Annotated in this window: 16 protein-coding genes; 7 read left to right on the plus strand and 9 right to left on the minus strand. The window is 31.5% G+C overall.

The window, feature by feature from the left end:
• The first annotated feature begins 58 nt into the window (after positions 1-58).
• A complete protein-coding gene (gene yaaA, locus AC3IF2_RS02430; RefSeq protein ID WP_489165426.1) occupies positions 59-817 on the plus strand; it encodes a peroxide stress protein YaaA in 759 nt (252 codons plus the stop codon).
• The gene (locus AC3IF2_RS02435) at positions 818-1462 is read left to right on the plus strand and encodes a SanA/YdcF family protein (protein WP_489165427.1); all 645 of its coding nucleotides are present in this window, start codon (positions 818-820) and stop codon (positions 1460-1462) included. It begins immediately after the preceding gene.
• Here AC3IF2_RS02435 and AC3IF2_RS02440 read toward each other — a convergent pair.
• Complete coding sequence (locus AC3IF2_RS02440) at positions 1459-2883, minus strand: L-serine ammonia-lyase (protein WP_489165428.1); 1425 nt, start codon at positions 2881-2883, stop codon at positions 1459-1461. The two genes, AC3IF2_RS02435 and AC3IF2_RS02440, sit on opposite strands and share 4 nt — an antisense overlap.
• Before the next feature lie 208 nt (positions 2884-3091).
• Between AC3IF2_RS02440 and dnaK the strand changes: the two genes are divergently transcribed.
• Positions 3092-5002: a molecular chaperone DnaK gene (dnaK, locus tag AC3IF2_RS02445; RefSeq protein ID WP_489165429.1), complete on the plus strand. Its 1911-nt coding sequence runs from the start codon at positions 3092-3094 to the stop codon at positions 5000-5002.
• 135 nt (positions 5003-5137) lie between these two features.
• A complete protein-coding gene (locus AC3IF2_RS02450) occupies positions 5138-5575 on the plus strand; it encodes a DUF7738 domain-containing protein (protein WP_489165430.1) in 438 nt (145 codons plus the stop codon).
• A 132-nt stretch (positions 5576-5707) separates the two neighbouring features.
• Here the strand turns inward: AC3IF2_RS02450 and AC3IF2_RS02455 are convergent, their stop codons facing one another.
• The 4 genes from AC3IF2_RS02455 to AC3IF2_RS02470 all read right to left on the minus strand — a co-directional run bounded on the left by AC3IF2_RS02455 (position 5708) and on the right by AC3IF2_RS02470 (position 8694).
• Positions 5708-6496, minus strand: coding sequence for a PhzF family phenazine biosynthesis protein (locus AC3IF2_RS02455; RefSeq protein WP_489165431.1), 789 nt, complete (start codon positions 6494-6496; stop codon positions 5708-5710).
• Between the two features lie 52 nt (positions 6497-6548).
• On the minus strand, positions 6549-7010 hold the full coding sequence (locus tag AC3IF2_RS02460) for a CAP domain-containing protein (RefSeq protein WP_489165432.1): 462 nt from the start codon (positions 7008-7010) through the stop codon (positions 6549-6551).
• 69 nt (positions 7011-7079) lie between these two features.
• Entirely contained in the window at positions 7080-7562 is a 483-nt protein-coding gene (locus tag AC3IF2_RS02465) for a CAP domain-containing protein (protein WP_489165433.1), read from the minus strand.
• A 61-nt stretch (positions 7563-7623) separates the two neighbouring features.
• Positions 7624-8694: a serine hydrolase domain-containing protein gene (locus AC3IF2_RS02470; protein ID WP_489165434.1), complete on the minus strand. Its 1071-nt coding sequence runs from the start codon at positions 8692-8694 to the stop codon at positions 7624-7626.
• 116 nt (positions 8695-8810) lie between these two features.
• Here AC3IF2_RS02470 and AC3IF2_RS02475 point away from each other — a divergent pair, with 116 nt between their 5' ends.
• The gene (locus AC3IF2_RS02475) at positions 8811-10187 is read left to right on the plus strand and encodes an MATE family efflux transporter (protein ID WP_489165435.1); all 1377 of its coding nucleotides are present in this window, start codon (positions 8811-8813) and stop codon (positions 10185-10187) included.
• A 1-nt stretch (position 10188) separates the two neighbouring features.
• Entirely contained in the window at positions 10189-11643 is a 1455-nt protein-coding gene (locus AC3IF2_RS02480) for a lipopolysaccharide biosynthesis protein (RefSeq protein ID WP_489165437.1), read from the plus strand.
• Positions 11644-11689: 46 nt separating this feature from the next.
• Here the strand turns inward: AC3IF2_RS02480 and AC3IF2_RS02485 are convergent, their stop codons facing one another.
• Positions 11690-12421, minus strand: coding sequence for a hypothetical protein (locus AC3IF2_RS02485; RefSeq protein WP_489165438.1), 732 nt, complete (start codon positions 12419-12421; stop codon positions 11690-11692).
• Between the two features lie 319 nt (positions 12422-12740).
• Here AC3IF2_RS02485 and AC3IF2_RS02490 point away from each other — a divergent pair, with 319 nt between their 5' ends.
• On the plus strand, positions 12741-13241 hold the full coding sequence (locus AC3IF2_RS02490) for a DinB family protein (protein ID WP_489165439.1): 501 nt from the start codon (positions 12741-12743) through the stop codon (positions 13239-13241).
• On the opposite strand, the gene AC3IF2_RS02495 is transcribed toward AC3IF2_RS02490, so the two are convergent.
• The 3 genes from AC3IF2_RS02495 to murQ are packed head-to-tail and all read right to left on the minus strand — an operon-like array spanning position 13238 to position 15325.
• Positions 13238-14296, minus strand: a complete 1059-nt coding sequence (locus AC3IF2_RS02495; RefSeq protein WP_489165440.1) for a hypothetical protein — start codon at positions 14294-14296, stop codon at positions 13238-13240. The genes AC3IF2_RS02490 and AC3IF2_RS02495 overlap by 4 nt on opposite strands.
• A complete protein-coding gene (locus tag AC3IF2_RS02500) occupies positions 14286-14516 on the minus strand; it encodes a DUF6095 family protein (RefSeq protein ID WP_489165441.1) in 231 nt (76 codons plus the stop codon). Before AC3IF2_RS02500 ends, AC3IF2_RS02495 begins: the two co-directional genes overlap by 11 nt.
• Complete coding sequence (gene murQ, locus AC3IF2_RS02505; protein ID WP_489165442.1) at positions 14513-15325, minus strand: N-acetylmuramic acid 6-phosphate etherase; 813 nt, start codon at positions 15323-15325, stop codon at positions 14513-14515. The genes AC3IF2_RS02500 and murQ overlap by 4 nt, the downstream gene beginning before the upstream one ends.
• Between the last annotated feature and the right edge of the window lie 141 nt (positions 15326-15466).

A 15466-nucleotide genomic window follows, 5' to 3' on the forward strand; every position in this document is an offset into this window, starting at 1 on the left:
TAAAAGTTTGATGATTGTTATTTTCGGTTGTATTTTTATAACATAAATAAATGTAAAAATGAAAATAGTTATCTCACCAGCAAAATCACTCGATTGCGAAACCCAAATACCCACCAATAGATATACAGAACCAGCTTTTTTAGAACAATCAGAAAAGTTGTCGAATGTTTTAAAAAAGAAAAGTGCCAAGCAATTATCTAAGCTGATGAGTATATCCGATAATTTAGGTCAATTGAATTATGAACGTAATCAGAATTGGTCTTTACCATTCACTATCAATAATGCAAGACAAGCTATTTATACCTTTAAAGGAGACGTATACCGTGGCTTAGATATAGATACGTTACCAGAAGAGAAATTAGATCAATTACAAGATAAATTACGAATTCTTTCCGGTCAATATGGGTTGTTGAAGCCATTAGATCTAATGCAACCGTATCGTTTAGAAATGGGAACACGCTTAAAAGTTGGTAGAAAAGATAATTTATATCAGTTTTGGGACAACACTATTACAGAAGCTTTAAATGATGAGTTAGAAGAGGGTGAGCTCTTTGTTAATTTAGCTAGTGCAGAATATTTTAAAGCAATTAAACCTAAAGTATTAAAAGTGCCTATTGTTACACCGATTTTTAAAGATTTTAAAAATGGGCAATACAAAACTATTATGACATTTGCTAAGTTAGCACGAGGTTATATGGTGCGTTACATTGTTAATAATAATATTGAGGATATAGAAGGATTAAAAGGGTTCGATAGAGAAGGTTATGCTTACGACGCAAATATGTCTACAGAAACTGAATTGGTTTTTACTAGATAAATGAAGAAAAAACTTATCAAATTTTTTAGAATAAGTGTAATCCTGTCTTTTGTAATTTTGATATTTATTGTTCTCTCAAACTACAAAATAGAAAAAACTGCTAAGAACAAAACGTTTTCAACAATTGAATCAATTTCAAAAAACAAAGTAGGGTTGGTATTGGGTACATCCAAGTTTTTGCAAAACGGACAAATCAATTTATATTATAAATACCGTATTGAAGCCGCAATAAAATTATTTAAATCAGGAAAAATTGATTATGTCATTGTTAGCGGGGATAATGGTTCTAAAACGTATGATGAACCAACCACCTTTAAAAATGATTTAGTTGCTGCTGGAATACCAAAGAATAAAATTTATTTGGATTATGCAGGATTTAGAACACTGGATTCAGTAGTTCGCGTTAAAGAAATTTTCGAACAAGAAAGAGTAACTATAATATCACAGCAATTCCACAATGAACGGGCTATATATTTAGCCGAAAATTTTGGAATAAAAGCTATTGGGTTTAACGCAAGAGATATTTCGGGACGTTATGGTCTTAAGGTGAAATTGAGAGAATATCTAGCTAGAACAAAAGTCTTTTTGGATATATTATTTAATGTACAGCCTAAGTTTTTAGGTGATAAAGTAATAATAGATTAACAGTCAGACAAACTAACTTTTACAGCTAAGCCACCTTCTGAAGTTTCTTTGTACTTATTATTCATGTCTTTAGCGGTTTCCCACATCGTATCTACTACTTTATCTAAAGGCACTTTTACATTTTTAGGGTCGGTTTCTAAAGCTAATTCTGCAGCATGAATTGCTTTAATGGCACCCATAGAATTACGCTCTATACAAGGTACTTGTACAAGTCCGCCAATTGGGTCACAAGTTAATCCTAAGTGATGTTCCATAGCTATTTCTGCTGCTATCATTACCTGTTCTGGGTTTCCACCTAACAGTTCACACAAAGCTGCTGCAGCCATCGCTGATGACACACCGATTTCTGCCTGACAACCCCCCATGGCTGCAGATATCGTCGCTCCTTTTTTAAAGATACTACCTATTTCACCTGCTACTAATAAAAATTGTTTAATATGCTTGAAGTCAGCTTTATGATCTTCAATTACTAAATAGTACATTAATACAGCAGGAATTACACCTGCACTTCCGTTTGTTGGAGCTGTAACCACACGTCCTAAAGAAGCATTTACCTCATTCACACTCAAGGCGAAACAGCTTACCCATTTTAAAATTTGTCGAAATTTAACTTCAGTTTTTCGAATAGTTTCTAACCATTCTTGAGATGAGTTGTATGCAAAATCACCTTTTAATTTTTGATGTGTATCAAAAGCTCTACGACGTACATTTAATCCGCCGGGCAAGTTTCCTTCTGTGTGGCAACCAATGAACATACACTCGAGCATAGTGTTCCAAATTCGATTGATTTCATTATCAATTTTTTCAGTTGAGCGGATTGATTTTTCATTTTCTAAAACAACCTCAGAAATTGATTTGTTGAGATCGTTACAATATTTTAATAATTCATTTGCTTTTTGAATGGGGTACGGAAAAACTGTATTAAAAATTTTTTCCTGTTTTTTTGAATTTTCTAATTCCTCTTTAACTACAAAACCGCCACCAATAGAGTAGAAGGTAGAAGAGAGATCATCCTCTTTTGTATGGGCTGTAAAAGTTAATCCGTTTGCATGAAAAGGCAAGAATTCACGATTAAATATGATAGAATCTTTTATATTAAATGGAATTTTTAATTCATTATTTAAATTCAAGATTTCGGTATTCTTTATTTCATCAATAATCTTTGATATATTCTCAACAGGAACCGTTTCTGGGTCAGCACCCGATAATCCTAGTAAAATAGCTAAATCAGTAGCATGCCCTTTTCCCGTTAAGGATAAAGAACCGTATAAGTCAACTTTAACGCTATCAACTTTATTAAAAAGCTTAGCATCCTTTAGTTCTTGTATCCAACGTTCGGCAGCACGCCAAGGCCCTAGTGTATGAGAACTTGAAGGTCCAACGCCAATCTTTAACATGTCAAAAACACTAATGCTTTCCATTATAATGATACTTTCGGCTAAAGTAAAAAAAGGATTAATTAAGACAGCTTTTATAGTATAAATATTTTATTCTTCTTAAAAATTATGACACTCTGTCATTTTTATTAAAATTTTTCTGTCAAAACCTTTAAAATTGGCCACTGGCATAATGATTGACACTAACTAATCGAATTAGTAAATAAAATCAAAAAAACAATTAAAATATATTATGAGTAAAATTATAGGAATAGATTTAGGAACAACCAACTCATGTGTTTCTGTAATGGAAGGTAATGAGCCAGTTGTAATTCCTAATGCTGAAGGAAAAAGAACAACTCCGTCTGTAATTGCTTTTGTAGATGGTGGAGAGATTAAAGTTGGTGATCCTGCAAAGCGTCAAGCGGTTACAAACCCGACAAAAACAGTTTATTCTATTAAAAGATTTATGGGTAATAAATACTCTGAGTCTCAAAAAGAAGCTGAAAGAGTGCCTTACAAAGTTGTAAAAGGCGATAACAATACACCAAGAGTTGATATAGATGGTCGTTTATATACACCACAAGAATTATCGGCTATGGTATTGCAGAAAATGAAGAAAACTGCTGAAGATTACTTAGGTACTTCGGTAACTCAAGCGGTAATTACTGTACCAGCATATTTTAATGATGCACAGCGCCAAGCTACTAAAGAAGCTGGTGAAATTGCTGGATTAAAAGTAGAACGTATCATTAATGAGCCTACTGCTGCGGCATTGGCTTATGGGATGGATAAAAAGAATGAAGACAAGAAAATTGTTGTTTTTGACTTTGGTGGAGGTACGCATGATGTATCTATATTAGAGCTTGGAGATGGTGTTTTTGAAGTGTTATCTACTGATGGTGATACGCATTTAGGTGGTGACGACGTTGATCAAAAAATAATCAATTGGTTAGCTGAAGAATTTAAGAAAGATGAAAGCATGGATCTTCGTGAAGACCCAATGGCTTTACAACGTTTAAAAGAAGCTGCTGAAAAAGCGAAGATTGAATTATCTTCTTCTGCACAAACAGAAATCAATTTGCCATATGTTACAGCTACAGCAAGCGGTCCAAAACACTTGGTAAGAACATTAACTAGATCGCATTTCGAAAAATTAATTGATGATCTAATTAAAAGAACCATCGAGCCATGTAAAACTGCATTAAAGAATGCTGATTTATCAACCGGTGATATCGATGAAATTATTTTAGTTGGTGGTTCAACTCGTATTCCTGCAGTGCAAGCTGCTGTTGAAAAATTCTTTGGAAAAGCACCGAGTAAAGGAGTGAATCCTGATGAGGTAGTTGCTGTAGGTGCTGCAATTCAAGGTGGTGTATTAACAGGTGATGTAAAAGATGTATTGTTATTAGATGTTACTCCTTTATCATTAGGTATCGAAACTATGGGTAATGTGATGACTAAATTGATTGAAGCTAATACTACAATCCCAACTAAAAAATCTCAAGTATTCTCAACAGCTGCTGATAACCAACCATCAGTAGAGATTCACGTATTACAAGGTGAACGTGCTATGGCGGGAGATAATAAAACAATTGGTCGTTTCCATTTAGATGGAATTCCACCAGCGCCAAGAGGCGTACCTCAAATTGAAGTGACATTTGATATTGATGCGAATGGTATTATCAATGTATCTGCCAAGGATAAAGGTACTGGTAAAGAGCATAACATTAGAATTGAAGCTTCTTCTGGATTAACAGATGAGGAAATCGAAAAGATGAAGGCTGACGCAGAAGCTAACGCTGAAGCGGATAAAGCGGCTAAAGAAACTGCTGATAAGATAAACGGAGCTGATTCTATGATCTTCCAAACAGAAAAGCAATTAAGCGAATTTGGTGATAAATTATCTGATGATAAAAAAGCACCAATCGAAGCTGCTTTAGAAGAATTGAAGAAAGCGCATGAATCTAAAGATTTAGATCAAATTGATGCTGCAATGGAGAAGATCAATGAAGCTTGGAAAGTAGCTTCAGAAGAAATGTACAAAGCACAACAAGAAGCTCAAGCAGGTGGAGCTGCTGGTCCAGATGCTAGCGCAAACGGTTCTGCAACCGAAGGTGATGATGTACAAGATGTAGACTTCGAAGAAGTAAAAGAAGAGTAGTCTAAGACTACATTTAGTATAAAAAAATCCCGCTCATTTGAGTGGGATTTTTTTGTTTTGAACTATAGATGATATAGTAGTGACTTTAGAAAAACTTAAGAAATAGAAACTAAGTTTACTCCAAATATTGAAAGTATGATTAGGTTTTTTACAAAGAAAAAGAAGTATATTATAATAAATTGTATTTCAGATGAAGTTTTAATAGATGGACGTAAATTAATGTTTCCAGCTAATTACAACACTCTTATTGAAACTTTTGGTAAACCAAGTCGAGAATTACAAGAGAGTAAAAACTACATGTTTTGGGATGCTCTAGGTATTATATGTGCTTATAATAATGCAGATAAGATTTTGTCGATTAATTTTTATCAAAATAATAAAATAAAGAGTGAGTATAATACCAAGAAGCAATTTACAGGAGGTTTATTTTTTAATTCAAAAAATATTACGAATAAAGAATTTGGAAAGATTTCACTAGGTAAAGTAGCTATTCATAGATTGGGTAGCGAAAACGAAACTAGATTTGGTTTTAGCTTAGGGGTAAATAATAACTACATGAATGAATTAAATTAATGTAAAGTTACAGAAATTCTTTAATTGGTCTTCTTTCTTAAGGTTGATGTTATAAAACCGATTAATAATTTTACACAAAGTTTGGTTAATCAATAGTTGTTCATGTAATTATAAATTATAACCTTTTCTTATTTAAATAGTAATTTGACCTTTTAAATATTTTACTGCCTTTCCTTTAAGAAAAACTCGATTCTTTTCTAATCTACAGAATAATTCTCCCTTGCGTTCTGAGATTTGTAAAGCATGTAATTCTTTTTTGCCTAATCTATCAGACCAGAAGGGAACTAACGTGCAATGTGCAGAGCCTGTAGCAGGATCTTCAAACAGAGCTGCTTGTGGTGTGAAAAAGCGAGAAACAAAATCCACATTATTTCCTTTTGCTGTAACTATTATACCACCGGGATCTAAGTTTATTTGATTTAATAGTGCTTGATTAGGTTTTAAATTTTTAACATCATCCTCATTTTCATAAACTAATAAATAATCTCTAGCCTTATAAACCTCCTTTGGTTGAATATTTAGAGCATTAGATATAATTTTGGGTAATTCAGTTTTTTGAGGTGGGCGAGAAGGAAAGTTCATTTCTATGAAATCACCTTCTTTTTTAATATTTAAAATACCACTTTGAGTTTCAAAAGAGATTGTATCCTCGTTGTAATCTAAATGTTCAAATAAAACATATGCTGAAGCTAGAGTTGCATGACCACATAGGTCCATTTCTATTTCTGGCGTAAACCATCTTAAATGATAGTTGCCATTATCTAACTTTATAAAATAAGCTGTTTCTGCTAGATTATTTTCTTTAGCAATTTTTAGAAGAATATCGTCAGAAAGCCATCGTTCAAGTGGGCAAATAGCAGCAGGATTTCCACCAAAGTGTGTATCCGTAAAGGCATCTATTTGATAAATATCAATATACATTAGCCATACTTTTATGTATAGCTAATGTACAATAATATCCTTTTTTGAAATGTTACTTAAAGAAGATTTGGGTGTAGAAATATCTACCCTTGCTATCTTTTTTTACAGCAATACCTGTGTGTGTAAAATCACCCTCAACATTTGCTTTTAACCAGATGCTTTCTAAGCATGTGGCTAATGCTTTTTCAGCACTTATGTCAAAGCCAATGTTTTCAGTAACTTCTTCTGCATTCTCTTTTTCTTCTAGCACTTCCCACCTTGAGTCGTAATTGTCATGATTTACACCTTTTTTGGCAATGTATTCAGCATGCTGCGCAGCTAACTTATCTGCTGTTGCATTTCTCTTTAAAAGAGGCTTGCCAATACTAGCTCGATGATTGTTCACTAATGCTATTAATTCGTTAGCAACTGTAAATTCATCTGCCACATTTGGGTTGTGATCTAATTTGCCATCAGACCAAGACAATAATAATAAAGCGACTGGGATTACCCATAAAAATAATTTTTTATTCATGATAATTATAAATTGTTTAGCTTAGTTTATATAACTCAATTTTAAAGGTTTTAGTATACTTTTGTATAACTATTTACGGTAGAAAAGCTGGGTATAATAGTATCGCTGTTGATCATCTTTAATTGCGGCGATACCAATATGGGTAAAACTGCCCTCAATATTAGCTTTATGGCCGCTACTATTTAACCACCCATTCATTACACTTTTTGCTGAAGGATAACCAGAAGCTACATTTTCTCCAGCACTTTTAGCGTTTACTTTTTGTTGTAATTCATTAAATCTATCGTTAAAATTATCATGACTGATTTTCTCTTTGTTTATCATATAATTAGTATGTTCTTTTGCTAAATTATCAGCAACAGAGCTTCGATTTAGCTTTGATTTACCGATGCTTTCACGATGTTCATTTACTAATTTTAATATTTCTTCTTCAACAGATAGTTCACTATTAGAAATGACTTCTTCTTCAGGAGAAATAATTTCTTCGTCTTGAGAACATGATAAAACGATAAATAATAAGGGGAGTATCAAGAGTTTAATCTTTCTACTCATATAAAAAAGTTTAAATATATAACTACTTAAAAGCTAATTTCGTATATAAAATGTAGCTTATTTATTCAATAGATTGAAAAAGAGGATTAAATACATTAGTTAAAAAATCATTCCATTGTTTATTGCTTTGTGTAAAACTCACTAGATATTCTTGAAAAGCGATAATAATAATATTCTTTTCGGGTAATAGCATTAGGGTTTGACCTCCAAAACCTTGTCCATAATATAACGACGTATTTAAGTTTTGAGCAATCCACCATTGATTGCTATAACCAGTAGTTGAAGATGAACTTTGAATTTGAGTAGTTTTTGAAGCATCAATCCATTCTTGAGATATTAATCGTTGTCCGTTAAAAACACCATTGTTTAAATATAATTGTCCGAATTTAGCAAGATCTCGTGCTTTTAATTGTAATCCAGCCCCCGCCCAAGCAGCACCTTCCGTATCCTTTTGCCATTCATATTGAGATATGCCTAGGGGCAATAATAATTTTTCCTTAGCATAATCTTCAAAAGAAGTGTTGGCTTGATCACTGATAATGTAACTCAATACATGTGGAGATAAAGTATTGTAGTTAAATGTAGAACCAGGTGTAGCTGTAAGCTCTCTAGAAAGTAAGTTTGTAACTGAATTGGTTTTATTATTGCTTAAAAAATCAATTACTTCTTGCTCTTCATTCCAACTAAGGCCAGATGACATATTTAGCAAATGTTGTACAGTAATCGCTTCTTTATCACCTGTAATTAAATTGGGGTAAAAACTTTTAATCGAGCTATTCACTCCATCTATTAATCCTTCATTCATTGCAATATCAGCTAATGCTGAAGTAAAATTTTTAGTGATCGAACGTAAGTGAAACAAAGAATTTGAATTCTTATTATTATAATATTCTTCAATAACTATTTTGTTATCTTTTAAAACCAATAAAGCATAAAAATTATTCAGTGTAGAAGCATTTTTAATTGCTGTTTGCAATAGTTCAGTATTAAATCCATCTATAGAAGGAGGATTATTATCAATTGGAGTTGTAACACTATCATCGCCTTGACAACTCCCTAAAACAGGAATTATCATAAGAAGACTCCAAAATGTGACTACCTTAATAAGTGATGTTAAATGCTTAAAGACCATTATTTAATAAAGCTTTACATTAAAGTCGTATAAAAAACATAAAAGTTACAGTTTAAGATGTTTTGGTTAATAAATAGTAATGAATCTATTACCTTTATCAGCTGAATAATCAAACCTTGAATTTAAGCACCTATACTTCTGAATTCCGCTATAATTTAAAGCTTGCCTACCCAGTTATGTTGGGTATGATAGGGCATACGCTAGTGAGTTTTATAGATAATATTATGGTTGGTCAATTGGGTACAGCAGAATTAGCTGCAGTTTCTTTAGGTAACAGTTTTATTTTTATTGCAATGAGCTTAGGTATTGGTTTTTCTACAGCGATTACTCCTTTGGTAGCTGAAGCTGATGGCGAAAAAAATATAGAAAAAGGCAAACAAGCATTTAATCATGGGCTATTTCTTTGCACCATTTTAGGAGTGTCACTTTTCTTGATGATTTTACTCATCAAGCCCTTAATGTACCATATGAACCAACCTGTTGAAGTGGTAGAGTACGCAATGCCATATTTGAATTTGGTTGCTTTTTCGTTGATTCCGCTTATAATGTTTCAAGGATTTAAGCAATTTGCAGATGGGCTTTCACAAACAAAATACGCAATGTGGGCAACCATTTTAGCGAATGTAATTAATGTGATTTTGAATTATTTGTTAATTTTTGGAAAGTTTGGCTTTCCTCAATTAGGAATAATCGGTGCAGCTATCGGAACGTTGGTTTCAAGAATAATAATGTTAATCTTTATTTGGATTCTACTCAAACAAAAAGATAAGTTCAAGCCTTACATGGAGCGTTTTAGTTTTAGTAATATCAAAAAAAGAATACTCAAAAAAATTATCGATCTAGGTTTTCCTTCTGCTTTACAAATGCTTTTTGAAGTTGCCATATTTACTGCTGCTATTTGGCTCTCTGGAGCTTTAGGCAAAAACCCACAGGCGGCTAATCAGATTGCGTTAAACTTGTCTTCTATGACATTTATGGTTGCCATGGGTTTAAGTGTGGCGGCTATGATTCGAGTTGGAAATCAAAAAGGCCTACAAAATTTTAAAGAATTGCGAAGAATAGCAATTTCAATCTTTTTCTTGGTAGTTATTCTAGATATTTTCTTTGCATTGATTTTTATGATCTTTAATCAAGATTTACCATTGTTATACCTTGATCAAAATGATCTAAGTAATCAAGTTGATAATATGACTGTGATTGGTATAGCTGCTAAATTATTACTGGTTGCGGCGGTGTTTCAGATTTCTGATGGAGTTCAAGTGGTAGTTTTAGGTGCTTTGCGTGGATTACAAGATGTAAAGATTCCTACTTTTATAACTTTTATTGCTTATTGGGTTATAGGTTTCCCTATAAGTTATTTTTTAGGAAAAGAAGATGTTTATGGAAGTGTTGGTATTTGGATTGGTCTATTGGCAGGCTTAACAGCTTCTGCAATTATGTTGTATATTCGGTTTAATTATCTCACTAAAAAATTGATCACTCAGAAGCATTAATATGGGTATCGTTTTAAAGCAATCTTTTAAAAACACCATTGTTATTTTTTTAGGTTTCGCTATTGGCGGGATGAATGTACTGTTTTTATATACTCATTTCTTGCACGAAGATTATTACGGATTAGTTACCTTTTTACTTTCTTCTGCTAATATTATTTTACCCTTATTAATTTTTGGTATGCAGCATACCATAATTAAATTTTTTAGTGCTTATAAAACAAAATTTGAAAAAGATCAATTTTTAACAACATCTTTGGTGTTGCCATTATTAATTATAGTTCCTTTAGGGTTAATTGGTGCATTAACTTATGAAACAATTGCAGGGTGGTTGTCTAATAAGAACGCGATAATAAAGCCGTATACATACCTTATTTTCTTGGTAGCTATTTTTATGGGTTATTTCGAAGTATTTTATTCTTGGACGAAAATTAGGCTACAATCTGTCTTTGGTAATTTTATAAAAGAAGTTTTTGCCCGTGTTTCAGCAACTATTTTATTAGTCTTAGTTTATTTAGATAAGATTACCGAAGAGCAATTTATCTACGCAATTGTAATGGTCTATTTTATAAGAATGTTAATTATGATGATATACGCGTTCTCTGTTTATAAACCAACTTTTACATTTAAACTACCGGATAATATAAAGGAAATTTTATCCTATTCACTCTATATTATTCTCGCGGGTTCTGCAGCTGGCATTTTATTAGAAATAGATAAGTTTATGATACCGCAACAAGAACTAATAGCAAAAGTTGCATATTATTCTGTAGGTATCTATATCGCTTCTGTTATTTCTATTCCATCTAGAGCAATGAAACAAATTATTAACCCTCTTACGGCAAAAGAACTGAATGAAGACAATTTAGACGAAGTAGATTCTTTATATAAAAAGAGTTCATTAAACCTTTTAATTGGTGGTGGTTTATTGTTTTTACTTATTAATTTAAATGTAAAAGATCTTTATTTACTTATTAATAAATCAGAATTTTCTGTAGGAATTATTATCGTATTTATCATCTCATTATCCGAAATTATTAAAACTGCTATTGGTACTAATGGAGCCATTTTAACAAATTCTAAATACTATAAAGCCTTCTTTTATTTTTCAGTTGCTATGTCTATAAGTGTTATTATTTTAAATAAATGGTTAATTGGATTGTATGGAATTAACGGAGCAGCTTTAGCTACTTTAATTGTAGTGTTTATTTATAGTATTATTAAAGTTGTTTACGTGCAAAGAAAATTGAAGATGCAACCCTTTACTGAGGGTACGCTAAAAATAATGATTGTTATACTATTACTACTATTAACATTTTATTTCTGGAACTTTCCGTTTCATCCAATAGCAAATATTTTATTAAAGACTTTAATAGTTTCTGCTATTTATCTGTTTTTAATAATTAGACTAAAAATATCGAGTGATATTCAAGAAGTGTTTAGAAACTATACGAAATAAAAAACCCGCATCAAAATTTATGATACGGGTTTTAGCCATCGTCTAATTATCTTCTCTTTTTTCTCTCTTTATAACCATCATCGAAATCATCGATTTTTTTCAATTTTTTACGTTTAATGATCTTTCCTTTTTTGTGACCTTTTTTTAATCCTTTACTATATCCTTTTTTGCCACTTTTAGATCTATAGTAGTAATAATTATCATCTTCTCCATAATCTTCATAATCAGTATAAAAATCATCATTATAGAAGAAATCATCATGATAATCATAGATAAAGTCATCAAAGTAATAATCGTTATTTGCATATCCAAAACGTGATTTTACTTGACCAAAATATCTTACTCTACCTGAACGATCATATTTAAGGTGTAATCCTCCTACACGTTTTAATCTTCTACCTCGATGGTAATCGATAAAAACAGAACCAACCCTGGTTACATTACCGTATCTGTTATAATTGATAAATACATTACCCACTCTACGAACTCGACCGAAATAATCTCTATCTATTTTTACACCTCTATGCGGAATTCGTTTAGAATAACGTCTGCCATTTCTATAGTAATACTGTGTTCTATAATTGCGAGAATGTGTATTAAAATCTACATCGCCATTCGGGAACACAAAAAACTTAATACCGCGTTCGGTAAACTTAATTGGTTTAGTACCATAGTAGTTAAAATAACCCTTAGTACTGTTCGATTTAATGCCTTCGTTGGCTTCAGCAGTAGAAACCATCATGAGCATTCCTAAAATTAATAGTAGTCCTTTTTTCATAATATATGGTTTTAAGGATTATGCCTACTCTATCAGTTTTTCGGCTTCCACTTTCTATACAATTTTCAAAGAGCATGCCAAAGAAAATTTTCAAAGCATCGATGGTAAAAAAATGAGCTATTAAATCGCTGACAATCAAAATTTTAAAAAGTTTAATATTTTTAATGTAACCAAAAGAAAGAATGTAACACTAATTATAAATAGTACTCTTTAAATTATAGTTGTTGATAATAAGTTGATTAATGATAAATCTAAAAATAGTATCGCGTAAATTAATTATTATATTTGCGACTAACCGTCAAATTTTAACCCTTATAATATGATTAATGCTATTCAACACAATCTTAATAGAGGAGTAAGATTATTGAATAATATAACAGATATTCAGTATAGTGACGAATCTGTAAAACCTTATTACTCTAGTATTGGTAGGCATATGCGCCATATTTTAGATGTGTTCGACTGTATTTTTGATGGATTAGAAACACGGCAAATAGATCTTACAGCTAGAAAGCGTAATGAATTAGCCGAAAATAAAATTGCCTTTGGATTAGCTTATTTTGATGAAATTTTTTCTAAAGTAGAAACCATAAAAGAATTAGATTTAAATCAGTTAGTAGAAGTTACAGATGATTTAGGTTTAGGAAAAGTTACTGCTAATTATACGTTGAATTCTATTTTAATTCAGGCCCATAGCCATGCTATTCACCATTTCGCAAGCATAGGATATATTATTGCAGAGTTGGGTATTGAGTTACCAGATGCTGATTTTGGTTATAACCCAACAACTCCAAAGTTCGAAAGAAGAATAGGCTCTTAGTTTACTTTATTTAAACCAATTATTTTTTTTGAATACTTTCTTAACCAAAAAATATCTTTAAGATATGGTATTAGTTTTGGGTAAGACACGTTAAAAACATCATGATTTTTTCTAGCGATATTATTCATCACTTTCCAATGACTTTTAATACTCTTTAGAGCATCAAAATATGTAGCTCCTTGGGCGTCGTAAATATGTGTGGGTTCAGAAATAATACCATTGATTTCTAAAATTTTAAAATCTTCACCCTTTTTTAATTTTTCGAAAGTATCATATTTAATATCAAGCCTTCCATAAAACCAACCATTAATTTGCTGGTTCAGCGTATCTATGGTTTTTATTAATTCGTCACAAATAAGATGATTACCATTTAAAAATTGAGTCCCTTTAGAATGGTTACCGATAACAGTAAGTATTTTTTCTTCATCTTTTTTAAGAACTACCTCCATAGAATCTTTATGAATATTTTTTAAAAGATCATAATAAAGATAAGCACGCTTATCATTTAAAATAAGATTCGATAAGGTAGAAATTCCGTCGCCTTTAATAGTTAAAAATTTCTTTAATGTAATAGATGATATTTCGCCATTCTTGGTGTCCGGCACTCTAGAATAAAAAATACCACACTCGTTTTTATAATCTACAAATTCTTGAATAATGATATCAATATCATTTCTTTTTAGATAAGATTCAAGCTCGTTTTCTGTATCTATTTTTTTCACCAAATACCCTCTAAAACCTACATCTGGTTTTGCTATTAAAGGGTATTCAATTCCTTGACTCTTAACGAGCTCTTTAGTAACATTAAAGATTTGAGATTTAGCAACTAAAACAGTTTTTGGTCTAAATTGTTCAGGTATTAATTGAATCGTTTTGTATTTAGATTCAGTGCCATTGCCAGAATATTTTATTGCTGGATTTGTGGCTAAATAGAAAATTAAGTTTCTAGCTTTTATTGCTTTCCAGATGTAATAAGGTATTAATGGAACATAAAACATATAGGTAGGCCAGTGTTCCCATTTAGTAAGTTTTGTATAAAAAACCTTATTCTTCATCCTTTTCAAAAATCGCTCTCATAATACTAATAACAGCCTTAGCAGTAATTATTATGGCTAAAAGAGCCAGCAATATTCCGATAATTAAAATAATATAAGAATTGTCTTTTGCTAATGCTTTAAACCCCATAGTAATTATTATAGGAGCTCCAAAAAGTAATGGTAAAGCCAATGCAAAGTATTTCAATCCCTTAGAAACTGGTGTTTTTTGTTTGCTCATTTCTTGTAATTATTAATTGCATTGCGTACACTACCATATTTTAGTAGTAATTTGTTGGCTGAACTTTCACTAATATTAAGAGTATTCATAACCATTTTAGTACCTCTATCTACCAATTTGTTATTAGAAAGTTGCATATCTACCATTTTATTTCCTTTAACCTTTCCAAGTTGTATCATAGCAGAAGTAGAAAGCATATTTAATACTAATTTTTGAGCGGTACCTGCTTTCATTCGCGAACTTCCTGTCACAAATTCTGGCCCTACAACTATTACAATTGGAAACTGAGCAGTTAAAGCTAAAGGACTTTCTAGATTGCAAGTTATACATCCGGTAATAATATTATGTTCATTACAACTTTGTAATGCTCCAATTACATAAGGCGTGGTGCCAGAAGCTGCAATACCAACCACTACGTCTTTTTCTGAAACTTGATATTCTTGTAGATCTTTCCAACCTTGTTCTGTACTATCTTCAGCGAATTCTACGGCTTTTCTTATTGCTGAGTCTCCACCAGCCATTAATCCGATAACTAAATCATGTGAAACTCCAAAAGTTGGAGGGCATTCAGAGGCATCTACTATTCCTAAACGGCCACTTGTTCCAGCTCCTATATAGAATAATCGGCCTCCATTTTTTAATTTATTAACGATTTGTTCAGCTAATTTTTCTATTTGCGAAATAGCTTTTTCAACGGAATGAGCTACAGTTTTATCCTCATTGTTAATGTTTATTAACAACTCAGAAACAGACATTTTTTCTAAGTGATTGTAATTAGAATCTTGCTCGGTAGTTTTGGTAAAACTCATATTCAAAAATACTCATAAAAGAAATATGTAACTATTTTTTAGAATCAAATGTGACTTTTAACAAAAGTATGTGTCATAAAATATGAAAAAGGAAAAGTTGGTTTAGTGTTTTTTTAGTTCTGACTACTTTGAATTAAAAAA

The organism is Maritimimonas rapanae (assembly GCF_057837205.1).